This is a genomic window from Flavobacterium rakeshii (genome assembly GCF_009741375.1).
GTDB classification, from domain to species: Bacteria; Bacteroidota; Bacteroidia; order Flavobacteriales; family Flavobacteriaceae; genus Flavobacterium; species Flavobacterium rakeshii.
On sequence record NZ_WOWP01000045.1, the window covers coordinates 1 to 26,847 of the forward strand.

26 protein-coding genes, 1 tRNA gene and 1 pseudogene are annotated in these 26,847 nt (G+C 36.1%); 13 read left to right on the plus strand and 15 right to left on the minus strand.

Going from position 1 to position 26,847, the window contains the following annotated elements; genetic code table 11:
- Window positions 1–154: 154 nt before the first annotated feature.
- Window positions 155–1,226 (minus strand): annotated as a pseudogene (locus tag GN157_RS11440) (DUF932 domain-containing protein).
- A gap of 419 nt (window positions 1,227–1,645) precedes the next feature.
- On the opposite strand from GN157_RS11440, the gene GN157_RS11445 reads away from it, so the two are divergent.
- The 5 genes from GN157_RS11445 (at window position 1,646) to GN157_RS11465 (ending at window position 4,571) form a co-directional block, all read left to right on the plus strand.
- The gene (locus GN157_RS11445; protein ID WP_157483530.1) at window positions 1,646–2,338 is read left to right on the plus strand and encodes a phospholipase D family protein; all 693 of its coding nucleotides are present in this window, start codon (window positions 1,646–1,648) and stop codon (window positions 2,336–2,338) included.
- A gap of 238 nt (window positions 2,339–2,576) precedes the next feature.
- A complete protein-coding gene (locus GN157_RS11450) occupies window positions 2,577–3,005 on the plus strand; it encodes a hypothetical protein (protein WP_157483531.1) in 429 nt (142 codons plus the stop codon).
- A gap of 5 nt (window positions 3,006–3,010) precedes the next feature.
- A complete protein-coding gene (locus GN157_RS11455; RefSeq protein WP_157483532.1) occupies window positions 3,011–3,538 on the plus strand; it encodes a hypothetical protein in 528 nt (175 codons plus the stop codon).
- A gap of 487 nt (window positions 3,539–4,025) precedes the next feature.
- Window positions 4,026–4,283, plus strand: a complete 258-nt coding sequence (locus GN157_RS11460; protein ID WP_157483533.1) for a DNA-binding protein — start codon at window positions 4,026–4,028, stop codon at window positions 4,281–4,283.
- 6 nt (window positions 4,284–4,289) lie between these two features.
- Window positions 4,290–4,571 carry a hypothetical protein gene (locus tag GN157_RS11465; RefSeq protein WP_157483534.1) on the plus strand — a complete coding sequence of 94 codons (282 nt, stop codon included), beginning with the start codon at window positions 4,290–4,292 and terminating at the stop codon, window positions 4,569–4,571.
- 92 nt (window positions 4,572–4,663) lie between these two features.
- Here the strand turns inward: GN157_RS11465 and GN157_RS11470 are convergent, their stop codons facing one another.
- The 8 genes from GN157_RS11470 to GN157_RS11505 form a co-directional block, all read right to left on the minus strand.
- A complete protein-coding gene (locus tag GN157_RS11470; protein ID WP_157483535.1) occupies window positions 4,664–5,365 on the minus strand; it encodes a HesA/MoeB/ThiF family protein in 702 nt (233 codons plus the stop codon).
- Between the two features lie 2 nt (window positions 5,366–5,367).
- Window positions 5,368–7,935 (minus strand): DUF4132 domain-containing protein, encoded by a 2,568-nt coding sequence (locus GN157_RS11475; RefSeq protein ID WP_157483536.1) that lies wholly within the window; start codon window positions 7,933–7,935, stop codon window positions 5,368–5,370.
- A 2-nt stretch (window positions 7,936–7,937) separates the two neighbouring features.
- On the minus strand, window positions 7,938–8,327 hold the full coding sequence (locus GN157_RS11480) for a hypothetical protein (RefSeq protein ID WP_157483537.1): 390 nt from the start codon (window positions 8,325–8,327) through the stop codon (window positions 7,938–7,940).
- Between the two features lie 560 nt (window positions 8,328–8,887).
- A complete protein-coding gene (locus GN157_RS11485; RefSeq protein WP_157483538.1) occupies window positions 8,888–9,973 on the minus strand; it encodes a PDDEXK nuclease domain-containing protein in 1,086 nt (361 codons plus the stop codon).
- A gap of 12 nt (window positions 9,974–9,985) precedes the next feature.
- Complete coding sequence (locus GN157_RS11490; RefSeq protein WP_157483539.1) at window positions 9,986–11,305, minus strand: site-specific integrase; 1,320 nt, start codon at window positions 11,303–11,305, stop codon at window positions 9,986–9,988.
- Between the two features lie 269 nt (window positions 11,306–11,574).
- A tRNA-Val gene (locus GN157_RS11495) sits at window positions 11,575–11,649 on the minus strand.
- Between the two features lie 95 nt (window positions 11,650–11,744).
- Entirely contained in the window at window positions 11,745–12,119 is a 375-nt protein-coding gene (locus GN157_RS11500) for a DUF4258 domain-containing protein (protein WP_157483540.1), read from the minus strand.
- 37 nt (window positions 12,120–12,156) lie between these two features.
- Complete coding sequence (locus tag GN157_RS11505) at window positions 12,157–13,332, minus strand: proline dehydrogenase family protein (RefSeq protein WP_157483541.1); 1,176 nt, start codon at window positions 13,330–13,332, stop codon at window positions 12,157–12,159.
- A 94-nt stretch (window positions 13,333–13,426) separates the two neighbouring features.
- Between GN157_RS11505 and aroB the strand changes: the two genes are divergently transcribed.
- From aroB to GN157_RS11530, 5 genes are all read left to right on the plus strand, one after another.
- On the plus strand, window positions 13,427–14,494 hold the full coding sequence (gene aroB / locus GN157_RS11510; RefSeq protein WP_157483542.1) for a 3-dehydroquinate synthase: 1,068 nt from the start codon (window positions 13,427–13,429) through the stop codon (window positions 14,492–14,494).
- Window positions 14,495–14,783: 289 nt separating this feature from the next.
- A complete protein-coding gene (locus tag GN157_RS11515) occupies window positions 14,784–16,184 on the plus strand; it encodes an arginine decarboxylase (RefSeq protein WP_157483543.1) in 1,401 nt (466 codons plus the stop codon).
- A gap of 44 nt (window positions 16,185–16,228) precedes the next feature.
- Complete coding sequence (locus GN157_RS11520; RefSeq protein ID WP_035130794.1) at window positions 16,229–17,200, plus strand: deoxyhypusine synthase family protein; 972 nt, start codon at window positions 16,229–16,231, stop codon at window positions 17,198–17,200.
- A 9-nt stretch (window positions 17,201–17,209) separates the two neighbouring features.
- The gene (locus tag GN157_RS11525; protein WP_157483544.1) at window positions 17,210–17,566 is read left to right on the plus strand and encodes a DNA primase; all 357 of its coding nucleotides are present in this window, start codon (window positions 17,210–17,212) and stop codon (window positions 17,564–17,566) included.
- A gap of 90 nt (window positions 17,567–17,656) precedes the next feature.
- Window positions 17,657–18,157, plus strand: coding sequence for a hypothetical protein (locus GN157_RS11530; RefSeq protein ID WP_157483545.1), 501 nt, complete (start codon window positions 17,657–17,659; stop codon window positions 18,155–18,157).
- Window positions 18,158–18,179: 22 nt separating this feature from the next.
- On the opposite strand, the gene GN157_RS11535 is transcribed toward GN157_RS11530, so the two are convergent.
- From GN157_RS11535 to GN157_RS11550, 4 genes are all read right to left on the minus strand, one after another.
- The gene (locus GN157_RS11535; RefSeq protein ID WP_157483546.1) at window positions 18,180–18,701 is read right to left on the minus strand and encodes a DinB family protein; all 522 of its coding nucleotides are present in this window, start codon (window positions 18,699–18,701) and stop codon (window positions 18,180–18,182) included.
- A gap of 9 nt (window positions 18,702–18,710) precedes the next feature.
- Window positions 18,711–21,293 carry a phosphoenolpyruvate carboxylase gene (locus GN157_RS11540; protein WP_157483547.1) on the minus strand — a complete coding sequence of 861 codons (2,583 nt, stop codon included), beginning with the start codon at window positions 21,291–21,293 and terminating at the stop codon, window positions 18,711–18,713.
- Window positions 21,294–21,373: 80 nt separating this feature from the next.
- The gene (locus GN157_RS11545) at window positions 21,374–21,853 is read right to left on the minus strand and encodes an Lrp/AsnC family transcriptional regulator (RefSeq protein ID WP_035130789.1); all 480 of its coding nucleotides are present in this window, start codon (window positions 21,851–21,853) and stop codon (window positions 21,374–21,376) included.
- Between the two features lie 92 nt (window positions 21,854–21,945).
- Entirely contained in the window at window positions 21,946–23,112 is a 1,167-nt protein-coding gene (locus GN157_RS11550; RefSeq protein WP_317163541.1) for a M14 family metallopeptidase, read from the minus strand.
- Window positions 23,113–23,390: 278 nt separating this feature from the next.
- Here GN157_RS11550 and GN157_RS11555 point away from each other — a divergent pair, with 278 nt between their 5' ends.
- Window positions 23,391–23,936 (plus strand): helix-turn-helix domain-containing protein, encoded by a 546-nt coding sequence (locus GN157_RS11555; protein ID WP_157483548.1) that lies wholly within the window; start codon window positions 23,391–23,393, stop codon window positions 23,934–23,936.
- Between the two features lie 184 nt (window positions 23,937–24,120).
- Here the strand turns inward: GN157_RS11555 and GN157_RS11560 are convergent, their stop codons facing one another.
- Window positions 24,121–24,672, minus strand: coding sequence for a 1-acyl-sn-glycerol-3-phosphate acyltransferase (locus GN157_RS11560; RefSeq protein ID WP_157483549.1), 552 nt, complete (start codon window positions 24,670–24,672; stop codon window positions 24,121–24,123).
- 60 nt (window positions 24,673–24,732) lie between these two features.
- On the opposite strand from GN157_RS11560, the gene GN157_RS11565 reads away from it, so the two are divergent.
- Both GN157_RS11565 and GN157_RS11570 read left to right on the plus strand, forming a co-directional pair.
- The gene (locus tag GN157_RS11565; RefSeq protein ID WP_157483550.1) at window positions 24,733–25,395 is read left to right on the plus strand and encodes a spermidine synthase; all 663 of its coding nucleotides are present in this window, start codon (window positions 24,733–24,735) and stop codon (window positions 25,393–25,395) included.
- Between the two features lie 4 nt (window positions 25,396–25,399).
- Window positions 25,400–26,119, plus strand: coding sequence for a phytanoyl-CoA dioxygenase family protein (locus GN157_RS11570; protein WP_157483551.1), 720 nt, complete (start codon window positions 25,400–25,402; stop codon window positions 26,117–26,119).
- On the opposite strand, the gene kdsB is transcribed toward GN157_RS11570, so the two are convergent.
- Window positions 26,116–26,844: a 3-deoxy-manno-octulosonate cytidylyltransferase gene (gene kdsB / locus GN157_RS11575; RefSeq protein ID WP_157483552.1), complete on the minus strand. Its 729-nt coding sequence runs from the start codon at window positions 26,842–26,844 to the stop codon at window positions 26,116–26,118. The two genes, GN157_RS11570 and kdsB, sit on opposite strands and share 4 nt — an antisense overlap.
- Between the last annotated feature and the right edge of the window lie 3 nt (window positions 26,845–26,847).

The window sequence follows — 26,847 nt, forward strand, 5'->3', positions numbered from 1 at the left end:
AGACAAGGCAATCGACCGCAGCCTTTTCTATGCTTTACGCTAATGTAATTCGGATGAGAAGATAAAAGCAATCATAGCCAAATTTTGACCATGATTGAAAAAAATTGGGGCAGGTTTGGTTCCCTGCCCTGTTTTCATTTTCTCTAATGCTTACTTAATTCAGTGTAAAAATTCCGCTGTCATTTTTGGCAAAACCGCTGCACAATTCAAAGGCTTTTTGCGCTCTTGTTTGTGCGGTTCCTCCCATTACAATGGATTGCAATTTAGCTTCTTCATCTTTATATTTTCTTACATTTTGATAGTAGCCCGTCACAGCATTGTAAGCGCCAAACAAAGTACCTTTAGTGGTATCCATTTGTTGGGTGTCATTTACCATTGCATAGGCAAAAAGCATCTTCCACCATGTTCTTATATGCGGTCGATAATTCATCTTCTGCTCCCTTCTTTAAAAGGCCGTAGGTTTCTTTGTTTGGGCATAGTGCCAACTGTATTAATTTCTTTACCTCATCATCTTTAATCCTGACCGTTGCCCACTCGTTAAAGATGTTTTCTAACTGGTTACTAAGGGTGTTTGCCAGTCCCATAACTTTATGTGCATTTTCCAAACGCTGGTTTGCTCCCGAGGTGTGTTTTATGCGCACCACATTGGTCATATTTTTTAATGATGCGTTAAGTGTATTCTGGCAGACAATGCGCACGGGTGTAAAGGCTGCTGTAATGCTTCCGCTGCCATCGTGAAAGGTGGTCAGGAAAATATATTTTTCGGTTACATCATCGCCATTACCCACACGGATATAATCAGGCAGTTTAGCAGTAATAAAAATGCGTTCGCCATTTCCTAAAGCCCCTGCAGTCTCGTATAAAATTCCATCCTCACCGCCTACAATAGCATCAAAAAAAGCAAACGCATCACGATTCTGTACTATGTGGTAATCTTTACCTACCACACCCAAAACAGTATTGTTGTCGCTGCGTACATTGGCAAAATAATTCGGCACTGTGAGAGGCTCGTCAATATTCAAATCTGTGGTAGCCTGTAGCATTTCTGTACTGTTTGTAAACAGTGGCGATTTCACTACTTCATAATCCAGTCCCGCATGTTTAATTGCTTCCGAGCTTGTTGGGTAGTCAGTTACTACCTGACCTAAATTGTGCCATGCTTTTTCCTTTACACTGAAAAAAGAATAACGGCCTGTCCTTTCGTTGTAATTAATGATTTCTAAGATTTAAGGGTTCGACAAAAAAATTAACTGTGATGAATTCATCACTTTTCTTTTTTAGCCGTCAGCCTCCTTAAAAAACACATTTTTTTTCCAAAAGAAAACGGTAAAAAAGAAAGCAGCCGAAAAGTGCGGTGCAGCGGGAAAACAAAAGGAAACGGAATAAGTCCCGAAAGGTGGTGAGCCTGCGAGCCATTATGCCGTAGTCTTTTGTTTTAACAATAAATTGCGCCGCAATAACTTAGCTGCCTTTTTTGCCGTTTCGTAATGGAAAAGAATCAGAAGAGAATAAGCAGGATCGAAAAGAATATTATAGTTGTACCTCCACCACAACACTTTCATCCGCACGTTCATTTCAGTTTAAAAACTTGCTTTTGTAAGCTTAGATTATTAAAATTGCAGATAAATACTAACCAACCTTACCAATGGCAGATTTTTTAACTACCAACGGCACTTCATATAATATTGAGAACATTATTATTGAAGCCCGTAAAAACCTCACTTTAGTTTCCCCTTATCTTCAGATTTCTAAGATTCTTTTTGACCGCCTTAAAGACGCAAATGCCAGAGGTGTCAATATAAAAATAATATACGGCAAAGATGAATTAAATCCTCATCAAAGAAGCGGGCTAGAAGAGCTTAAAAAACTTGAATTATACTATTCTGACAACCTACATGCAAAGTGTTACTTTAATGAACACCATATGGTAATAACATCCATGAACATGTATGAATTCTCAGAAAAGAATAACCGAGAGATGGGAGTACTTGTTGATGCCAATGAAGACAAAAAGATTTATGATAAAGCTGCTCAGGAAGCACAGTCAATAATGCAATCTGCTCAAAGAATTTACCTTTCCAACAACAATTGGGAGCGTAACTCTCATAATAATTATCAAAAAAATAACAAAAAGACTTCCAAAGGTTTCTGCATCAGGTGCGAAGATAAAATCCCGTATAATCCTGATAGTCCTTACTGTTATGACTGCTATTTTATATGGTCAAGTTTTGAAAACCCACACTATGTAGAAAATGTTTGCCATAAGTGCGGAAATTACGAAAACACCACGATGGTAAAGCCTCAATGTTACAATTGTTTCAGTAATCAAAAGATGTAACATTTTCCTCTAAAAGTATTCAGCATAAAAGTCACTTTAGTTTGTACAAATAGCTAAAAGTGCATGCCTGAAAGAGCATGCTCTTGGCAAAATGCCAAAAAACAAATCCTGACAGACACGGGAAGGGTTTGTTTTAATCTTCATGTTAATTATGAATAATTTTCTCAGATTTTAAACAATAACCAAACTTTATATATATTTGATATAACATTCTATATTTCTTTAATAGCCTTACCTAATGAGTAGAACAAACTTTACTATTATAATTGAAGCTTTAAGTCATATTGCCATTAAAGTAAAATTACATAATCACCTTAACCTTCAAGATATAAATATTCTTCTTGAAAATTTCTTTAGAGATATTCCAACTACCACAACTCATGTATCTGAATATACAACCAACTTCGAACTTAACACCACTTTAGGCACAACTGAAAAAGTTGGAATGAAATTTGGAGGAAGTGCAAAGTCTATTGAAACAAACTCTATTTCAAGGACTCTTACACAAGGGAATGGTGATTTAGGACAAGCAGTTGTTAATTTTGATGATAACGTGCTAATTGATAAAGATACATTACCCCGATTTTTTGGATTCTCTAAATACAAAATTAGAAATTACAGCACGGGTACAGTAAGATTCACCTTTGAACCTGGAAAAATACAATAATTAATATGAAATATATCAGATCTTTAATTTTCTTAATTAGTCTATTATTTATATCATGTGATAATACTAACGATATACCTTCGACAGAAAATGTAGAAGTCGGAAAAGTATCATTTCTCTGTGACGATAAGAAAATAGAGTTAAATAATTTTTATTTTCTTGACATTATTGAAGACTCATCTCAAGAGGTAATCGGGAAACACCTTATTGCATATGATGACTATGAAAATGATGAAAACAGAACAAGTTATAAAATTGAGTTCTTTTTCTTTACAACAGATTCTAATTTTAATTTGTTTGCCATTCATCTCAATATTATAGAAAAAGTAAATGATGGAGCCGTAACAAGTATCACCTCTGTTTATAAGAATGTATTAAATGATGCGAATTATAATGATTTATTTTTCAACCATACAATATACAATGAAAATAATAAAAAAATTAAAGGCAATTTCGAAGGCGAAGTAACTGATATAGGACTACTTAAAACTATAGTAATCCAAGGAGGTGAAATAGAATATTATTTACCTTAGTTAAGCCAAAGCAAAAAATAAAGGCTGAAAACATTGTTTTCAGCCTTTATTTTTATACCTCAAATTAACATCCGATAATCTTAACCGAAAAGTAGTTAATTTTGTTTCAAGCTTGGCAACGATTATATACTAAATTTTCACCTTAAAGAGTGAATTTAAAATATAAGAACTATAATTAACGAGCCTGCGAGCCATTATACCGTAATCTTTTGTTTTAACAATAAGGTTCGCCGCAATAACTTAGCTGTCGCATCAGCAAGAAGTATTAGTGATTTCTTAGGCATTGCGGTAAAGCTTATGCCAATGGAGGAATTTCAGATATTGGATAGTTGCCATCAACTGCATTTGAAGTTGAAATATCTTGAAAATGAAAATCATAAGTAAATTTTGACTAAGATAAATCAGTAACAGTATTGTAATTTTATTTGTGCCGTTTTGCTGAAAGCAAAATAGAGAGAGAAAGTCGAATTACAAATGAAGAGGAATTATGAGTGAGTATGTAACTAAAGACGATTTAAGGCAGTACAGCCTTATGATCATTGATGAAATTAGAAAACTAAAACCCGAGATTAAAAAAGATGACGAAGTGGAATGGCTGAAAAGCCATGCAGCTAAAAAAATGCTGACAATGTCGGCAGGTTCTTTACAAAACCTGAGGGTGACAGGACAGGTGCGCTTTAAAAAGGTTCTAGGTTCCTACTACTACAACAGGGCAGACTTACAGAAATTATTCACCGGAAACTGATGGAATATGACAGCAAAGGACATTCATAACCATCTTTCCAAACTGGAAAATGATGCCAGGCTCAACGTCTGGCATTTTGCGCTCCTAACAGCTATACTAACTTTAGCCGCAAGACAAAAACAATCCAAAACCATTAATGTAAGCCGAAGGAAGCTAATGGCATTGTCGCATATAAAGACTCTTCCTTCTTACCATAAGTATTTAAGGGAGCTTCAGGAATTAGAGATCATTAAATACACTCCGTCCTATAATCCGGGGTACAAAAGTGAGGTGGAGCTTTTGGTTTGAGCAATTGTCGCCACAGTTTGGCGACAATTAAAAAAATATCGCACCATCGGTGCGAGATTTAAAGCTCTTATTTGTCTGTTATTGTCAGTACTCTACTTTTTCAAACGAAAAATCCGTGAAGTATTACTAAGACCATCGTAACAAAAGATTGCCCCGTCTAAATTAGACTCCACTCCCAAGATTATCTTAACAACTTCATTGGCCTGATGGCAACCAATTATCCCACATACTGTGCTAATCACTCCAGAAACACTACAATTATTCTGTGATTCGAAAAGTAAGTCGGACTCACTGAAAACATCAGTTAAACCTATCAGGGCTTTACCGTGCAATACCGTTACATAACCTTCCCACCCTCTTACTGCCCCGTAGAGCAATTTTTTATTTAAAACTCTGCATATTTTGTCCAGTAATATCCGTGTATTGACATTATCAGTACAATCGCAAATCAAATCATATTCACTTACAACGGCTACGGCATTTTCACATATCAGGGCAACATCATGACAGTAAACCTTTATATCTGGATTTTGCTTTCTAAGCATAGTTGATAATACTTCAGTCTTACATTTTCCTACATCTGCAGGTGCAAAAGCAAACTGCCTGTGCAGATTCGTTTCCTGTATGATATCAAAATCAGCTATCCCGATTGTTCCTATACCCATAGCGGCAAGGTAGGTAGCTACTGGCGTACCCAAGCCACCTGCCCCTACTATAAGAACTTTTGCCTTATTCAACCTGTCTTGCCCACTGACACCAAATTCACTGACAAGGTTTTGTTGCAGGTATCTCATCGTTATCTGTTGATCTGTGATGTGATGGTACTATCTGTAATCTTATCGTCTGCTGCAAGCATAAATGCTTTAGACAATATTACAGAAAGGCCGTTATCCCCTTCAAAAGGGAGGTAAATATTTCCGGTGTTGTCCTTTTTGCTCCTGTCTGGCACAATGCATAAATATTGGTCGTTAGGCTCCATCAGAATATTAGTACTGCCAATATGGATTTTGTAGGTGCGGAGTTTACCTTTTACAACTACAAATTTATCCTGTATTGTAGTTACGTTTGCTATTTTCAGGCGTGGAATAAGACCAGTTAGTATTTCTTTCCTGTTTTTAGCTACTTCCGATAAATCGCCAAACGAATACGCCTGCCAGTAATCTCTGTACGCCGGCAATCCTCCTGAATCTCGCCATGTAGGGTCATTACCCACGCTGGCAACACCCACAAAAAGATCAACATCACGCAACGCTTCAGAAAAAGGTATGGCCGGTACATCAATGAGGTCTACAAGTTCATTGGTTTGTGTATTGATAAAACGTATCTGGTCGGTAGTTACGTAATTCCAGATTCCGGTTTCATTAAACGCATCATCGGCATTAAGTGCATTAATCCAGTACTCTGCCCGCAGATTGTATTCAGGCAGAAGTAACGAGGCCGTATCCTGGTCACCACCATCCCAAGCCCCAATAAGCCTTGCCGTCCAATTTCGTCCTTTAGCTAAGGTAACATATTGATGCTGCTTCAGTATGTGTGAAGCCATCCTGTTGCTGTAGGTACGGGTATTAATCTCTGCTTCAGTGAGCAGGTATATTTCCCGGAAAGCCTGTTTAAAGGGCTGCAATACCTTATTAGCAATCAGGTAATCACGCCACAATTTAACTTCACCGGTAGTACTAACCGCCGGATGCCATAAAGAAACTTGTGTATACTGTTCAATATTAACTTCATCTCCTGTAGCAGTAATCCACTTATCTTTAGACCTTATTGCCTGAATAGTAATATCATCACCAATAAAATTAAAAATAAGATTATTGGTTACCCATCCTAGCAAACCATGCTCGACATATCTTTCCTTAAAATATTCTAACTTAATTTCACGATTACTTCTCAGCATCCTGTCAAACCGGTCTCGCTGTGTCGATGTAGCCTGGTCAACTTGTTTTTGAACGTCCTTTATCTTTTTGAGCAGGGTAGCATGCTTATTTTTAACAACGACAGGTACTGATTTTTGTTCTTTACCATCTTCCTTCAACCAAACTATGGTTGATTTACCCACGCCTGCAATGTGAAGTACAGCAGTGAAGTCTCCAACATTCCACTCCCTTTTTCCTTCTTTCAGTTTAAAGTCATCTACTGCCAGATCTTCTATTTCATGCGTTGTAACGCCGTGCTTGGCTGCTGCCTCCTGAATATATTTTTCAATAATTTTTAAGGTGTTATTCTGCTTGATTTTAAGCCTCAACCTCGAAAGCTGGCTGATACCATCCAGCCCTTTAGAGTTAGCAAGCGTATATAAGCAGGCATTTCCGACTCCCGGTGCTGACGGTCCTTTCTGCGGAATCTTTTTAAAACAGCGATCGCCCAGCTTACTTATGGTCTGTATCGTTTGCTGGTCGTGAAATAATGAGCACATCCAAACCAGCCCTTTTAGCGCCTCCGTATTGAGGCTGCTCAGGAACACAGCTTCAATATAAACATATTCAGCGCCACTATAGTTGTGCCTGTGCTCCGTAACTGTTTCTTTTAGGTTTATAAGGGTCGTAAAGAGTTCCTGAACTGTTTTTTTAAATTTATCAGTTCCTAAATCTGTTATTACCGCTTTAGCCTCTGTAATATATTTTTTAGATGGCTTAGCACCGGTTGCTTTCTGTGCTTTGGCAATAAGTTCATACCATAAAAACCTTTCCCTATCCTGTAATCCTTCAATAATCGAATTAGCTACAGGAGTGAAATCATCCTCTCCTAAAAATAATACCGACCTGATATTCCCTTCTTCCTTTTCAAAAAGAAGGTCTTCTATTTTTTCTAACAACTTAGTTTTCTCTTTTTCAAGATACGAAGAAGCTGTACTTTCAAGATGCTTTTTTAAAACTGTCAATGCTTCCCGAGCTTCCTGGTCAACTGAATGGTCTTTTTGCTGTTTTGAAAATTGATTAAGAAGAAAAGCAAGACTCCAGTCCTGAAAATTAAACTTGTTTTTATTAGTTCCGTTGTATATAGCTACGATTATACGTTTTAAATCACTACCCTTAATTGTTAACTTGGATCTAAAAATTTGCTTTATGTAAGCGAAACGTAACTGGTTTTCCTCATAGATCCTGTTGTGCGGACCGCCCCATCGTTCAGTAGCGTTACTACATATCTTTTCAATGCAGTAAACTGCAAAGTCAATTTTTTTACTGTTTTCCCATTTCCCTACTATATCTACATAAACAGATAATTTGTTTATTGAAGGATCATAGAAATAACTACTGGTTAATAAAAACTCTTCTCTTGTTTTTTGCAGTATGTTGTCAAAATTTTCTACCCCGGCATCAGCGTTACCTTTAATAGCCGTCTTAAGTTTATCAAAAATTCCCATTCTTATCCTCCTACCAACGGTGTTAGTTTCACAAATGATATCGTTGTTATCGCTTTTAATACAATCTGCTCTTCCAGCGAATCTGCCTGATGATTATCTACAAGCACAAAGAAGCCGTTTTTTTGAAAAGCATCCAAAGCAATATAAATTTGCTTTTCTGCGTCTATAACCTTTTTCGACTTTAGTTTATAACCATTTAAGGTCTTTTCTGCGTCAAGTGGTTCTACCAGACCATTAAAGTATTCAGGAAGCCGATTATTATAGTCCGCTACCTCTTTTTTTACCCGCTCAGATATAAGATCTTTGACGGTTACTATCTCACTGGCGAAGTCGATTTCAGTTTCAAAAACTGACTTTCCGCTTAGTAATTCATCTTTTATAAGGATTTTCATGAAGGTTGATTTATGTGAAACTAATGTACAAAAAGTTTAAGTTAGTGGACAACTTAAAATTATATAAGCACTAAAAACAATTGTCGCCGCAGTGCGGCGACAATTGTAAATAAATCACATTCAATGGACTAACTTAGTTAGTACAATTGTATCAATATATCTGCGGATATATTCAATCTTTCCTTTAAAGCGCGTATCATGGAAAGGCGCAACTTTCTTTTACCAGACAATATTTCAGATTTGCGCGAACACGCTCCTAAAATTTCGGAAAGTTCAGCATCAGAAATATTAAGTTGCTCCATCCTATATTTTATTGCTTCTATAGGGGTGGGTTCAGGAACAGGATAATGCTCGTCCTCCTATTTTTTAACCAGCATCGAAAGGATTTCCAGTTCATCGGATTCTTCTGTGTCCGGTTGTAAATCGAGTTGCATCAGTTTGTAGATACGGACAAGGGTATCTTTATGCTGCTGTTTGGTTCTGATTAATCGTAACATCTAATCTGAATTAAAAAACAAATATAAAAAAAGACGTTACCATATCGGTAACGCTTTTTAGTTTTAATCTTGACTAGTATTTAGTTCTTCTTCATCAAAAATATCATTGAACTTCTGTTGTAACAGTTGCTTTTCTGGGAGCTGTGTTCGGTATTTTGCAACCATAGTAGGTGAAAGACTCCGGCTCAACGAATATTCAACTACTTGGTTATTCTTGTCTTTACAAAGGAGAATACCAATACTTGGGTTCTCGTGTTCTTTCTTGACATCCCTGTCAAGCGCTTCGAGATAGAAATTAAGTTGCCCGATATGCTCCGGTTTGAATTTGCCCGCTTTTAACTCGAAGGCAACCAGGCATTGTAAACCCCGATGGTAAAATAATAAATCAATGTAAAAATCACTATCTCCGACCATTAGCTTATACTCGTTATCGATAAAAATAAAGTCCCGGCCAAGCTCAAGAATAAAATCCTTCATCCGGTTTATAAGCCCTTTTTGTAAATCACCTTCACTATGCCGCTCAGGCAGATTAAGGAAATCAAATACATAACTATCTTTAAAGACCTGCTCTATATCTGTTTTAGATTTTAACTGAATTACGGATTTGGGTTTTTCACTATTCATTGCCCGTTCAAACAAGCTGGAAGAAATTTGGCGTTCAAGTTCTCTATCACTATAATTTTCCTGAATACTCAATTTAATATAAAACATTCGCTCTTCATCAGTATCACATCTTGAGAATATTGTACGATGATGTGTCCAACTTACTTTAGCCAAAATACTATCCCTAATATCTTCTGATTCAAATTGTTGCCTCGCTGCGGTAACAAACTTATCTTTTTGATTATCAGTACCTTGCAATTGTTGCCTCAGTGAGGCAACAATTGCAGTATTATGGTAAATCTCATAAAATTTTACCATTCTATAAAGCCCGGTTATAGTGAAACCTTTTAACTCGCTATGGTTCTTTTGAAGAAAATTAGCCAGTTCCCTAACTGTCTTATCGCCCCATTCAGCATTTTTAATCTTCGTAGAGATATAAAGACCTACATTCCAATACAAATTTATTAGTTCAGTATTTACTGTTTTTAAGGCATTTTTTCTTGCTTGTTTGATTAGCTGTGCTATTTCTATAAAATTATTTTCCATGACTTTTCTAATTTAGTTTAATGATGCTCTTTGGTTCACTGTGAGTAGTGCTTTTAGTTCATTGATTTCCTCTTGCATTTTTGCGATGATGGACTCGTTATTCACTTCTGGTGCTTTACTGTTAAGCCGCTCCTGCAATTGCTTCATTTCCCTTCCAATTGACTTTTGTTCCGTAATTGCATATTCTTCGGTCTGCTTTACCGATTGATGACCGAGCATCTCTTTTACCACGTGGATAGGTACATCATTATTCAGCGTTACAGTGCTTCCAAAGGTTCGCCTGGCCTTATGAGTATTTAGTGTACTTTGAATCCCGCACAAGTCAGCAATTTCCTTTAGGTAAGCATTCATTTTCTGATTTGAAGTTACCGGAAGAACAGAATTGCGTTCTACGCAGATGGGATGATCTTTATAACATTCCATAATGGCTTTAGCCTTTGGCAGAAGTGGGATATTGATATTGCTACCTGTTTTCTGTCTTTCAGTTATAATCCACATCTCTCCATCAATACCAATTTTGACATCGCTTTTCTTGAGATTAAATGCATCGATGTATGCCAATCCTGTATAACACTGAAAAACAAAAATATCTCTGACCTGTGCCAGGCGTGGTGTAGAAAAGGTATGGTTTTCTAATAATGCCAGTTCATGACTGCTAAGAGGCTTCTTAGGCACTTTTATTTTCTTAGCCTTAAACCGCTTAAATGGATCATGGCTGATAATTTCCTTGTCAATTGCCCTAAGCACAATCTTCTTGAAGTTGGTAATGTATTTTACGGCGGTATTGTTGCTGATCTTCTTTACGGTTTTGAGGTAGAATTCATAGTCTTTAATGAATTCAAAGTTCAATTCGCGAAAATCCATATCCTGCATATCATACTTGAACCGTACAAACTCCTTAAGGTGCTTTTTGGATATTTCAAATCGCGTATGTGTACCGATAGCATATTCACCTCTTTTAACCAAGGCGAGAAGCTCGTCATTATGCAACTGAAACTCTTCTACAATCATGGTTTTGTCAGTTGACTTGCCCAATACAAAATCCATCAGCTTCTGGCTGGTAATCGGCCTGCCGTGATTGATCAGGTCATTAATGTACTGGTGGATTTTTGTCTGTAGGGTATCTAAAAAGAAATTAGTGGTACGGGCATCTTCCCGGTTTCCTGTGGCACGCTCTTTACCCTGATCCCATCGAGTGGCATCCCACTTTCTCCTGGTGGAGGTTTCTTTGGGGATTCCATCAACGGTAATCCTCAGGTAAATCATCTTCTCATTGGTCTCTTTTCGCGGGGTCTTCAGAAAGAAGGTCATCCCAAAACTTGCTGCTAGCATAATTCAACATTTTTAAGTTAATAAAATTAGAATTATAGCGTCCTTAAAACAAGATGTTAAGCAGGCTTATTAGTTGACAATCAAAATTTTAAAACACATTCTGTGGCACATTTGCCTAACCTTTCAATGTGCCACAAAAGCGCCATAAAAGGCTATGTATTTTTCCAAAATTTCGACTGCACAGGGATAAAATAAAAAAACCTGCAACTCTTAAAGTGCAGGTTTTCTGTGATTTAGCTTACTTTATAAAAAATAAAGTTAGATTTTAGTGGGCGATGAGGGATTCGAACCCCCGACCCCCTCGGTGTAAACGAGGTGCTCTGAACCAACTGAGCTAATCGCCCGATATGTCTGCAATTCTGTCCCTATATTTAGTTCCTTATTGCGAGTGCAAATATACGCTTAGTATTTGTATTTGCAAGTGTTTTTAAAAAATATTTTAAAGTTTTTTTATGTCTTTTAAAAGTACCTTATTTTCAAAATTCACCACCTCAATCTCAATAGGCTCATTATTAGCATTTCTACCTTCAATAATGTAAATTTTACCTCCTTTGTATGGAGTTTTACTTCTTGAAAAATCTACATCACCAAACTCGGTAGTTTTCTTTACATCGTCCATAGTGACCCAGTTTTGGTCTAATTTTTCCTGAGCCTCGTCAGACACATTAAAGCTTTTACTTCTAATATCTTTTAGAACCCTACAATTAGGCAGGTAACAAAAGTCGGCATCCTTTTTCTTTAAAAAGAATACTAAAAATATACATCCTAAAAGGGCTCCGAATAAAAAGTATGCTAAACGGTATTTAAATTTCATTTTTTAATTTTTTGTAAAAGTAATTAAAAACGGCGGCTTAAATCTCCTCCAGCTTTCTTCTTTTTCTTTCGGCACCAATAAGGTTAAGCTCACGTGTGGTTTGCCCCGCTACCGATGTGTTTTCCTCTGCCCTTCTGGTAAGATATGGCATAACATCTCTCACCGGCCCAAACGGAAGGTATTTAGTAACATTATAATCATTAGCCGCAAGGTTAAAGCTGATGTTATCACTCATACCGTATAATTGCCCAAAAAACACTTTACCATCGTTTTTAGCAATTCCCTTCTCCTCCATAAGCTGCATAAGCTTATAAGAACTATCCTCGTTATGAGTTCCGGCAAAAATTGCCATAGTATCTATATGGTCTACCATGTACTGTATAGCAGCATCGTAGTTTTCATCTGTAGCTTTTTTAGACGGACAAATAGGTGTTTGATAACCTTTTTCCTCTGCCCTTCTGTTTTCTTTTTCCATATAGGCTCCCCTTACTACTTTCATCCCGATGTGGAATCCTTCTGCCTTAGCCTGTGCATGTAATTTTTGAAGATACTCCAGCCTGTCCCAACGATACATTTGTAACGTGTTATAAACTATAGCTTTCTCCTTGTTGTATTTACGCATCATCTCGGCAACCAGGTCATCAGCTGCATCCTGCATCCAGCTTTCTTCAGCATCAATAAGCAGTGCTACATCCATTTCATGAGCTGTTTTACAAACTTTCTCAAAACGCTCTATAACCCTGTTCCATTCTGCAGTTTCAGTTTCATTTAGTGATTTGCCCTCTCCCAATTTTTGGTAAAGTTCAAAACGCCCGAAACCTGTTGGCTTAAACACCGCAAAAGGTATCGCTGCTCTTTCTTTCGCAAAAACAATGGTTTTTAGGGTTTTATTGAGTGCGTTATCAAATTCCGACTCATCTTCTTTTGCTTCTACCGAGTAGTCAAGTACCGATGTTACACCTTTAGTAAACATCTTGTCTACCACAGGAAGGCAATCTTCCTCATTTGTACCTCCGCAAAAATGATCAAATACCGTAGCCCTGATAAGGCCTTCTACAGGTAAATGCACTTTTAATGCAAAATTTGTTACTGCTGTTCCTATCTTTACAAGAGGCTCAGAAGCTATCATTTTAAAAAGGAAATAAGCCCTGTCAAGTTCTGTATCACTTTTAAGGGAAAATGCAACTGCTGTGTTGTTGAAGATTTTTTCCATTGCGTTAAAAAATTTGTGCAAATATAAATACACTACAATCAATATTTAATAATATAAAATAGTTTATTTTGCGATATATTTAAATTTGTTCGTTATGCAGGCTATTCAAACCCCACATTATCCTATACTTTTTAATAACGATTGTTACTCTTTTTTACAGGAAACCATAACTCCCGATAAATATTCGAAGGTATTTGTGGTAGCCGACAGTAACACCTCTCAGCTTTGCCTGCCTAACTTTTTAGCGCAACTGGCTACCGAAGTGGAAATAGAGATACTGGAAATTGATGCCGGAGAAATAAACAAAACTATTGAAACCTGTACCCAGTTATGGTATGCCCTTACCGAAATGGGCGGTGACAGGAAAAGTATAATGATAAACGTAGGTGGCGGTATGATTACCGATTTAGGCGGATTTGTTTCGTCTACCTTTAAACGAGGTATCGACTTTATTAATGTACCCACTTCCCTACTGGCTATGGTTGATGCTTCTGTAGGCGGTAAAACCGGTGTAGATCTAGGCCCTATTAAAAATCAGGTGGGTGTTATTAGTAATCCTATAGCGGTGCTTATGGATATTAACTACCTTGGAACACTACCGCAGAACGAAATGCGTGCCGGACTGGCAGAAATGCTCAAACACGGACTTATTTGTGACAAAACTTACTGGGAAAAATTTCTTGACCTTAACGAACTAACTACAGACGATCTTCAGCAGCTTATATATGAATCGATAATCATAAAGAATAATGTAGTAACCCAGGACCCAACCGAGAAAGGATTGCGTAAAATATTAAACTTTGGTCACACACTGGGGCATGCTATAGAATCATACCATCTGGACGCCGAAGAAAAAACAACATTACTGCACGGCGAAGCCATTGCTATAGGCATGGTGCTGGAAAGTTATATATCATTTAAAAAAGATTTATTAACTTTAAATGAATATACCCAAATAAAAGAAGTAATAACTTCAATATTCGGGAAAACAGAATTTAACCAAACCGACATTGAAAACGTTATGAAACTGCTATCTCATGACAAAAAAAGCGAATTTGGAGAAGTACTGTTTGTTGTGCTAAACGGTATTGGGAAAGCCTCGTTTAATGAGCCTGTAAACAATGAGCTGATAACCGAAGCTTTTCATGACTATTTAGCATAACATTTTTTTAAGAAATTGTTTTTAAATACGAATGATTATTTTTTACATTTGCGCCGATGAAAAAATACCTACATATAGTTTTTAAAGCAGTAACCATAAGGGATAACAGGGTGTCATCTACTATGCGTATTTTATGGCTTTTAACGAAAAAAAGTGCGGGTATGCCAATATATTTTAACAAAAATATTCACAAAAGTTTAGAAATAATGTACGCTAATTTAAGAGTTTGAAAACAGATTATCACTTTAAGTTTTTCTTAATTTTATAATCAGTCAAACTCACTAATAGCATGAACACAAAATATTTCGATTTAATAAATCAGACTTTTTATTTTCCTCAGGAAGAATTTACCCTAAATAAAGACAACCTTTTATTCCACAACATCGATTTGATGAAGCTTGTGGAGCAATATGGCTCACCATTAAAGTTTACCTACTTACCTCAAATTTCTAACAACATCCAGAAAGCTAAAGGGTGGTTTAGAAACGCAATGGAAAAACATAAGTATGAAGGTAAATACTACTATTGTTATTGTACAAAAAGCTCTCACTTTGAATATGTGATGAATGAGGCTTTTAAAAACAATATTCATGTAGAAACATCATCTGCTTTTGATATCAACATAGTTGAGAAACTATTGGAAAGCGGAAAAATAAACAAGAATACCTTTGTAATATGTAACGGTTTTAAAAGAGACCAGTACATAGACAATATAGCAAGGCTTATCAATAACGGTCACAACAAAACTATCCCTATTATAGATAACTACGAGGAACTTGACCTGTTACAGGAAAAAATTAACGGTAAGTTTAAGATAGGTATACGTATTGCTGCCGAAGAAGAGCCTAAATTTGAATTCTATACCTCCCGTTTAGGTATAGGTTACAGGAATATTGTTCCTTTTTACAGAAAACAAATCCAGGAGAATAAGAATTTGGAGCTTAAAATGCTTCACTTCTTTATCAACACAGGTATAAGGGACACGTCTTACTACTGGAATGAGCTTTTAAAATGTTTAAAAGTATACATTAGCCTTAAAAAAGAGTGCCCAAGCCTTGACAGCCTTAATATTGGTGGCGGTTTCCCTATCAAAAATTCACTGGCATTTGAGTACGACTACCAGTATATGATAGACGAAATACTGAACCAGATTAAAATTGCCTGTGAAGAAGCTGATGTAGATGTACCAAATATTTTTACAGAATTTGGTTCGTTTACTGTAGGTGAAAGCGCCGGAGCAATTTATCAGGTACTTTACCAAAAACAACAAAACGACAGGGAAAAGTGGAATATGATCGATTCATCTTTCATCACTACCCTTCCGGATACATGGGCAATAAACAAGCGTTTCATTATGCTTGCTGTTAACCGTTGGAATGATCAGTATGAAAGAGTACTTTTAGGAGGTATGACATGTGACAGTGATGATTATTACAATTCTGAACAAAACATGAATGCTATTTACCTTCCTAAGTATAATAAAGAAAAACCTTTGTATATTGGTTTCTTCAATACTGGGGCTTATCAGGAAACAATTGGCGGCTACGGCGGATTACACCACTGCCTTATCCCACAGCCAAAACACATACTGATAGACAGGGATGAAAACGGAATTTTAGCGACCGAAGTATTTTCTGAGCAACAGGATGCAGAAGATGTTCTAAAAATATTAGGTTACGATAAAAAATAATTTATTTTTGAGTTTTTTAAAAAACATACATAAACAGATTTAAAATGAACAAAGGACCAATTAGCCAGTTTATTGAAAAGTACTACCTGCACTTCAATTCGGCTGCATTAGTAGACGCTGCCAAAGCTTATGAAGAGCAACTTAACGGTGGTGCTAAAATGATGGTGACACTTGCAGGTGCTATGAGTACAGCGGAACTTGGAAAAATTTTCGCCGAAATGATTCGTCAGGATAAAGTACAAATCATTTCTTGTACGGGGGCTAACCTTGAAGAAGATATTATGAATCTTGTAGCTCACTCTCACTATGAGAGAGTACCTAACTATAGAGATTTAACTCCACAACAGGAATGGGATTTACTGGAGCGCGGACTTAACCGTGTTACAGACACCTGTATCCCTGAGCATGAAGCTTTTAGAAGATTACAAAAACACATATACCAAATTTGGAAAGATGCTGATGATAAAGGTGAAAGATATTTCCCTCATGAGTTTATGTATAAAATGCTTCTTTCCGGTGTTCTTGAAGAGTACTATGAAATAGACCTTAAAGACAGCTGGATGTATGCTGCTGCAGAAAAGAATTTACCAATAGTAGTACCGGGATGGGAAGACAGTACAATGGGTAACATCTTTGCTTCATACGTGATTAAAGGTGAGCTTAAAGCTACTACCATGAAATCAGGTATTGAGTACATGACTTTCCTTGCTGACTGGTATTCTAAAAACAGTGATAACGGTGTAGGTTTCTTCCAAATTGGTGGTGGTATTGCGGGTGACTTCCCTATTTGTGTTGTACCAATGCTTTACCAGGATATGGAAATGCACGATGTTCCTTTCTGGAGCTACTTCTGTCAGATATCAGACTCTACAACAAGTTACGGTTCGTACTCTGGAGCTGTTCCAAATGAAAAGATTACCTGGGGTAAACTTGACATAAACACACCTAAGTTTATTATAGAATCAGATGCAACAATTGTTGCCCCTCTAATTTTTGCTTACCTGTTAGATTTATAATATCATTTTATGAAAAGAGTTATTGTTGATTACGCCAAATTAACTAATGAAATTTTAACCCTTTTGGTGGATAAATTTCCTGACGGATATGACGATTCTGATATCATCCGTTTTAAAAATGCAAAAAACGAAACTATCGAAGCGGTAGAAGTACGTACTGAAGATACTATTTATCTTGTAAAAGTTAGTACTAAGCTTGCTGATAGGATTGAAAACTACGAAGATGACGATATGGATTCTGAAGGTGGTGATGATCTTGATGCATTAAAAGATCTTGAAATCGCTAATAATAATGACGATGACGACGATGATGATGATGACAGCGATAATGATACTAATGATGAAGAGGAGGAAGAAGAAGAATAGTAATCCGGTAATCATATAAAATATTAAAGAACTCTTAACAGAGTTCTTTTTTTTTGTCCAATATCCTATTTTAGTGGAAATTCAACGACCATGAAAAAAACAGCATTAGTATTTATATCCGTTATGTCTTTATTTGTATCCTGTAAAGAAGAAACAAAAGAAGAAGTTATTGTACCTGAAGAAAAAGCAGAAAAAAATGTAGCCGAAACCCCTACATACGAAAAAATGTGTTTTTTACAGGTAACCGAAAGTAAGCCTGAATATGCTCCTAATAAAGTGATCAGGGATAGTATAGTATTTGAAATTGAAAGAAAAGGCGATAGTGTTAGCGGAATTTTTAACTGGCTACCTGCCGAAAAAGATAAGAAACTAAGCACCTTTAAAGGTGTTCTTACCGGAAAAACAGGCAACGCCATTGCTAATTATTCGGCTGAAGGTATGAATTACAAAGAAGAACTGGTATTTACCCTTGGTGAAGATCAGGTTTCTATAATATATGGCGAGATGGTTCAGGGAGACGATGGTATTTGGAAATACAAAAGTAAAGAGGCCTCCTCTACCCAAAAATTATCTAAAGTTGACTGTAAATAAAAAAAGCCCTTTCGGGCTTTTTTTATTCTAAATATCTTTCTTTAAATACTTTCATATGATGATACTGGTGGGCGGTTATTAAAAAACCTAATGCCCTAACCGATACCTCGTGACCGGAAGCTTCACCCCTTCTCAACAATTGTTCCTGAGAAAAAGACTTGAACATCACTAATGATGACTGTCTTACTAAAGCCAACTCGGTAAGTATATCCTGCAGGCTTCTGTTTTCGGCATCAGTATTACTAACGTAGTCATTTTCATCAAACCCCGGTAACGGAGTCTTATCATTTCTGGAAATTCGTAATGCCCTGTAAGCAAAAATACGCTCGGTATCAATAACATGCTGAATAATTTCCTTAATAGTCCATTTACCTTCTGCATACCTGTACCCATGTTTATCCATAGGGATATCCTGTATAAAATGAACAAATTCATGAACACTTACTTCAAGCCATTCGGTTAAAGTATAACTATCATCAACATTAGGCAAATAGGTTTCACAATACGGAGCATACTCAGTATTCGATAATTCTGTTATTTTCATAGTTAAAATTTAGGCAGAGTTTCTGCTGGCATTAATATTTCCAAAAAGAGAACGGGTTACAATTTTTTCATAAACATCCAGCATATCATCTTTCTCGTCTCCGTTTTTCATTAACCTGATTTTATGCAGGGCATATTGCTGAATGGTTAGCAAAGGTAACACAATATGTTCTCTCATTTTAATGGAAGCCTTACCGTCAGGGTAATTTTCCATTAATTCATTAAATCCTGAAATTTTAAGCAACAACCTGTTGGTTTCCAAAAACTCATCGTGAATAATATCCCAAAACGAACCAAACTCCTTATCCTCTCTCATATAAGCCGTTAACGGGAAAAACGATTTGGATAACGACATCATACTGTTTTCAATAAGTGTCCTGAAAAACAACGAGTTTTCATACAGGTCTTCTACCTCATTCCATTTACCGTGTTTTTCCATTTTACTAAGCGCATAACCCACACCATAAAATCCGGGTACGTTTTGCTTTAACTGACTCCACGATCCTACAAACGGAATAGCCCTCAAATCATTAAAATCCAGTTCGGCAGTTTTATTCCTTTTTGAAGGTCTGCTGCCTATATTAGTTTTCGCATAATAATTAAGTGTACTCATTTTTTCCAGATACGGTAAAAACTTAGGGTGTGCCTTAAATTCAGAATATTTCTCAAAACTCAGTTTAGCCAGTTCATCAAACATTTCACGCTGCTGTGCTGTAAGTTGCTTTTTGTCCTTATTAAACACACCATTAGTAACACCGGCACTAAGCAAGTTCTCTAAATTAAATCTGCACGAATCTAGCGTACCAAAGTTTGAACTTATGGTTTGCCCCTGTATGGTTATCTGTATTTCGTTATTTTCTATAGATTCACCCAGTGAAGCATAAAACTTATGGGTTTTTCCTCCACCTCTTGCCGGCGGTCCGCCACGACCGTCAAAGAACACAACTTTGATTCCGTATTCACGGGCTACAGCGGTAAGATTTTCTTTTGCGGTATAAATACTCCAGTTTGCCATTAGGTAACCACCGTCTTTAGTTCCGTCAGAAAAACCAAGCATAATAGTTTGCCTGTTACCTCTTGCTTTAAGATGAGCAGCATACCTTTCGTTTTCATACAATTTTCGCATTGCCTCTCCGGCTTCCTTTAAATCGTCTACCGTTTCAAAAAGCGGAACAATATCTACCGATGGCTTATCCCAACCCAGGAGTTCGAATAAAGTAAGCAGTTCCAGTACATTATGAGCATTTTCGTTATTACTGATAATGTATCGGTTTGCTCCCTGTTCTCCGTTTCTTTCCTGTATGGTACGCATTGCCAGTATAGACTCCAGCGTTAACCTCGTATTATCATCTTTAAAATTTTCGGTATTAATACTTCCTTTTAAACTAAGTAAAGCATTAAGCTTCGCTTTTTCGTCTAAATTTCCATATTCATTAGCAAGAGCTGTATTATTCTGACTGTCCAGATTTGACAGTACCGCCTGTATTACCTTATCATGAATACGACTGTTTTGCCTAATATCTAAAGTAGCAAAATGGAATCCGAAAAGATTAACCTTATTGATAAGCTTTTCAATCTCGTCAAGATACAGGGACTGATGATGTTCAACTACCCTGTTCTTAATTTCGTGTAAAAGTGTTTTTAGTTCATCTAACTCAATATAGAGCTCTCCCTGTGAGTAGAAAACCGAACGATACAGTTTTTGTTCAATTTCTATAACTAAAGGCTCAACCCCCGGGAATGTTAGCTTACGCCTCATTCTCCTTATATCATTATAGTAACATTTAAGTATAGAGGTACGAAGTCTTCCTGCAACATCTAGAGTAATATCGGTTGTTACAAACGGGTTACCGTCCCTGTCACCTCCCGGCCAGAAACCGAAAGACATAACCGGATGTGCCGGATGTTCACCATTATATATAGTATCCTGAATATAGAAAGCCATTTCGCCTGCCGTTTTGTAAAATACATTTTCAAGATACCATATAAGACTAACAGCCTCATCAAACGGAGTTGGCTTTTCTTTTTTAATAAAAGGGGTTTTACCTAACTGCGCTAACAGGGTTTTAATTTCAGGTAAGTCATTCCTTTTAATAGCCTCGGTTAAATCGGTTATTATACCAAGTACATTTCCCGGATAAAACTGTGTAGGGTGTGCCGTAAGCACGGTTCTGATTTGGAATTCATCTAAAAACTTCCTCAGTTCATCAATTATACCCTGATTGTCGGCCTTATGTCTTATATCCCTTAAAGACCCTGTACCTTCCATATTGTGTAAGGATACAAAAGCGGCATCTTCAATAGCATCAAACAGTACTACCTGTCGCTCTACATATTGTATAAAGCGGAACATCAGGTCTATTTTTTCCTGTTCGGTACTATCCTGCTGGTATTTTTCAATAAAACTATCAAATATTTGTTGCGGACTCTTGTTTTGGGCAAACCCCTCTTCACATACATCTGTAAAAAGCGGCAGTAACACCCCTGTATTGTCTATGTCGTCAAAGGGAAGTGTCATGAAAATACTGTTGAATAACTGGTATTTAAGCTCCACATTTTCCTTAAAACGTTCAATTTTTGTGGCTGGGTACATGCTTATTATTTTTACACTGAATTTAATAAAAAAACCCTTATGCTATTCACATAAGGGTTATAAACTTTTTATAAAAAATCTTACAGATCTTTGAAGATTGTGTGCATTAACCTTTTCTTGTCGTTAATGCTTTCTTCAAGTGATATCATAGTTTCAGTTCTGTAAACTCCTTCAATATCATCAATCATGAAGATTACTTCTTTAGCATGCTTAGTATCTCTTGCTCTTATTTTACAAAAGATGTTAAACTTACCTGTAGTAACGTGTGCAACAGTTACAAAAGGTATTTCATTGATTCTCTCAAGAACAAATTTAGTTTGAGAAGTATTATGAAGGAATACACCAACATAAGCAATGAATGAATATCCAAGTTTTTCGTAATCTAAAGTAAGAGAAGAACCCTGGATGATTCCTGCATCTTCCATTTTTTTAACCCTTACGTGAACGGTACCGGCAGATATAAGCAATTTTTTAGCAATATCTGTAAAAGGAACCCTTGTATTGTCAATCAGCATATCTAATATCTGGTGATCAACTTCATCTAAACGAAACTTGCTCATAAGCGTAACTTTTTTTATTATTTAGGTATATATATTTATTAAAAATGCATTACAAAAAAATTAATTTATTTTCAATAAAAAAAAGAATATTGTTATTTTTTTTCTATTCCATTAACAAATTCTCTGTTTTTACCTATCATAAAGTCTGCTTTTTGTTCACTTTTTAGCAAATTACTACTATCGCTGTTATAGAAAAGTTCACCTTCGCAATCATACTCTACATGACCGTAAAAATCATCAAGTTCCCCTATTTCCTTAACAAAAGCTTCGAAAATTACAGATTTGTCAATAAGTACTTCTTTGTAATGAGATGCAAAATTCGTGATTATTTCTTTATTTTCATAATTTATTTTGACATTTTTATACATCATATCAAAAAATATTACTCTATTTTGAGGAATTCTAAAATATTCTTCGCTTTTGTTAATAGCTATAACGTTTTCGTAAATAGCATAAAATCCTGATAATATTGCGAAAAATATAAATTTTCGTGTTTTTTCTCTTAAATAGTCATTTGGATAATGACCTGCTTCAAAGAGAATTGTAGGCACTCCCTGTGACATAAACATATCCCCTATACAGTTAATGTTAAATCCGTCATCAAAACGCCCTACCTGCCCCGGTATAAACTGCTGCAGGGTATTATTCATAGCTGCTATTACATTAATAGCCGTTTGTCTTGGTTCGTTTATCTCTCTTTCTTCGTTATAAGAAGGCGCCAGAAACGAAACTGTAGCCGGTTTTACATCTCCATTCTTCCCTAAACCGAAAATAGTACGCTGATCATGCATATTATAAGCAAAATCAGGCTTAAAATCCTCAAAAGTCTGCCTAAGCACCTTGCTTTCGGGCTGTGTAAGGTTAACTGAGTCTCTGTTCAGGTCAACCTCATTAGCATTTGCACGCGTATATAAAGCTGCACCGTCAGGATTAACTATAGGTAGTATATAATAGGTGAAATGCTCCCTGAAAGTAAGTGCGATCTCATTATCGCTTTTAAGGAAGTTTAAGAAGTCGAACACCGCCTTTGTAGTCGTTGATTCGTTTCCGTGCATTTGCGACCATATAAACACCTTGGTTTTACCACTGCCTGCCTTTATACTATATATAGGTTTCCCCATTACAGATGTTCCTACAGTACCAATCTCGAAATCGTTTTTTAAGTCATTAAGTATTGGCTCTATATCCTCGTTTGTTATATACCTGCCGTGTAGTTTGTTGTTTAAGTAACTATTGTAAATTCCTTCAAAATCCATCATTAACTATTTAAGATTACAAAAGTAAACATCTTAATTTTTACAATTGTAAACAAAGCATATAATCTTGTAAATTACATTTGTAAACACCTTTGATTTATAGTGTTAATTATATTTAACATTGTTACTGTTTAATAATACAAATTATTACAAATCAGACACTTTAACACACCTATGTAAACTAAAGATTTATATACTTACACCGTGTTTAGATACTATTTGTGTATCTCAAAAGTATTGTTTACATTTGTAAAACATTACAAAACCAACACTTGTTTACAATGATAAACACAGATGATTTCATAAAAAGACTGGAAAACATACTTGATTATTACAATATATCGGCTTCTGTATTTGCCGATAAAATTGGGGTACAACGTTCCAGTTTATCTCACCTCCTTTCCGGCAGAAATAAACCCAGTCTTGATTTTGTATTAAGGGTAACCGATAATTTTCCTGATGTAGATTTGTATTGGTTACTTAACGGAAAAGGTACATTTCCTAAAAGTGAAACTCCTGCACCGGAAATAAACATACCGTCCCCTTCTCCGGTTTACATTGAACAACAAACGGAAAACAATAATGTTGGTGATTTGTTTTCTGAAAAAACGGAGACAGATGTACCTCAGTCAGAAAATAAAGAATTTGAAGAAAAAAATAATTTTGAGGAAAATACGGAAGCTGTGAGTCAAGCTCCAGGAAAGACTGAAACTCCCGCTAACCCTACCCCGCCTATAGATACAATTGTAAATTATAACAGTGATGTGGAACAGGTAGTAATTTTTTACAAAGACGGTACTTTTAAAAACTATAAACCCCGTAAATAAAGAAACCCCATGATTTTAAAAAATCACGGGGTTCATTAACCAATAAAACAAACACAAATTTATTTTCTCCCATAAAGTAACCTCTTCCCGGTTACTTAAATTTATTTAATATTATTTTTATTGGTGTAGTATAAAATTACATCTATTAAATGTTAAACAGGTATAATTTTAAGTTAAACTATTCTTAATCATTTTTATAGCTGTTTTCGGGCACATACCCTGTTACTCCTTTGTAATGCAACTCCAGTATTTTAAAGTCATCTTCCTTATTCCCTGTCGGGTAAAACGGTTCGGCTATATTTACTTCTTTCTTTCCGTAATCAAAAGCAATTGCCAGTATGGGTACTTGTGCCGCTAATGCTATATAATAAAACCCTGTTTTCCAAGTCTCTACTTTTTTTCTGGTTCCTTCGGGAGCTATTGCAAGCCTGAATACTTCACGGTTTTTAAATATGTTTGCTATCGCTTCAACCTTATTTTCATTCTTTTTCCTATCGAGCGGTGCACCGCCCATCCATCTGAACCATACTCCAAAAGGAAATACAAACAACTCTTTTTTGGCAACATAGTGCATTTCCAGTCCTATACTCCCTCTGGCAAATACTCCAATAACAAAGTCCATCCAGCTGGTATGTGGTACCACTATCATTACACACTTTTTAAGATTAGGTGAAATAGAACCGTTTAAGCGCCATCCCATTAGCCTGAAAAATATAAATTGGTATATTTTTTTCATAATTATTTAAAAATGCTGGGGTAAAAATACTATATATTTACAATTACGAAACACATTGCCATGTTTAAGAGATTTCTCAGTTACTTTATTCCCATAAATATTTACAAACGAAATTCCTGTATAAGCACCACTCTTGAAGTGACCTGGAATAACGGACAGCTTGTACTCGACTCTAAAAGAACCAATTACTCCTACGGCAGCCTGCAGCGTATTTTAAGGAAAGGATTGCATTATATAGGTTTTGAAAGAATAAGAGCTTTTGAGAATATTTTAGTGCTTGGTGTTGCCGGTGGCAGTGTAATAAAAACACTGGTAAATGAGATACAGTTTAAAGGAAAAATAACGGGAGTTGAACTGGATCCTGAAGTAATTGAAATAGCAAATACCTACTTTGGTCTTGCCGATACTCCGGGGGTAACTATTGTAAACGATGATGCTTTTGAGTTTGTACTGAAAACAAAAGAAAAGTACGATTTAATAATAATAGATATATTTCAGGACACGGTTATGCCTAACTTTTTGTTTGAAGAGTTTTTTATAAACCGAATTAACTTTCTACTTAATGTAAATGGCTTTATACTGTTTAATACCATGACATTATCAAAAAAAGATAAAGAACGAAATGAAGCGTACCGCTCCTGTTTTAATAAAAATTATTCGGTAAGGATGTACCCTAAAGTAGAAGACCACAACGAACTCTTTACCATAAAAAAACTGGGATAGTAATATGGATTTTCCACAATATAAATCAGAAATAAACAACAACGGATTTACCGTAATTAATACTGTTTACTCACAGGATGAGATAGACCAAATTGCAGAAATTATTGACAATGCCGATAGCGACAGTGCTACCTTCCGAAGATCAAAAGATCTTTTTGCTATAAGGCAATTTTTAAAGGAAGTGCCAAATGTAACCGAAGTACTATTTAACCAAAAACTAAAAAATGTAATCAACAGTGTTTTTGGTGAAGACTACTTCCCTATCAAATCCATTTACTTTGATAAACCCGGTAACTCAAACTGGTTTGTGGCCTATCATCAGGATTTAACCATATCGGTAAATCAAAAGGCTGAAATTGAAAATTACGGCCCGTGGACTGTAAAGCAAAATCAGTTTGCCGTACAGCCTCCTGTGGAAGTTCTGAAAAATATTTTTACCATCCGTATTCATCTTGATGATACCGATGAAAATAACGGAGCCTTAAAAGTAATCCCAAAATCGCATCTCAAAAAGATTTACCGGCCTGAAACTATTGACTGGAACAAAGAAACTGAGGTTAGCTGTAATGTACCAAAAGGAGGTATAATGATAATGAAACCGCTACTGTTGCATAGTTCGGCAAGAACTGTAAACAACAGTAACAGAAGAGTTATCCATATAGAATTCAGTAATTTACAATTGCCAACTCAACTTCAATGGGCTGAAAAACTGACTGTTAACTAATCCAGCATTTTTCTGGCTTTCTCTAAATCTTCAGGGGTATCAATACCTATACCTACATGGGTAGTTTCTACCATGCGTATTTTTTTACCATATTCAAGGTAACGTAACTGCTCCAGTTTTTCGGTAGCCTCAAGGCTTTGCATAGGGAGTTTGTAAAAATCCATAAGGGCGTGTTTCCTAAAAGCGTAAATACCAATGTGTTTATAGTATTTGGCTCCCGCCTCCTTATCTCTTGGGTAGGGTATAACCGAACGTGAAAAATATAACGCAAACTGTTTTTGATCTACTATAACCTTCACATTGTTAGGGTTTTCTATATCTTCCCAATTGTTTATTTCAATCATTAATGAGGCAAGATCAATTTCGCGGGCAGCATCACTTTTAAACACTTCAAGCACATCGGCAAGTGGTTCTTTATTGATAAAAGGTTCATCTCCCTGTACATTAACAACAATATCAACATCAAGATTCTCAACGGCTTCGGCAATACGATCGCTCCCACTCTCATGCTCTTTAATACTCATAATGGCTTTACCGCCGTTATTAGTAATTTCATTAAAAATTATATCAGAATCCGTCACTACAAAAACATCATCAAACAGTTCTGTTTTTACAGCTGCCTCGTAAGTGCGTGAAATAACTGTTTTACCTCCAAGGTCCTGCATTAATTTTGCCGGAAATCTAGTTGAGGCATATCGTGCCGGTATTACCGCTATAATTCTCATATT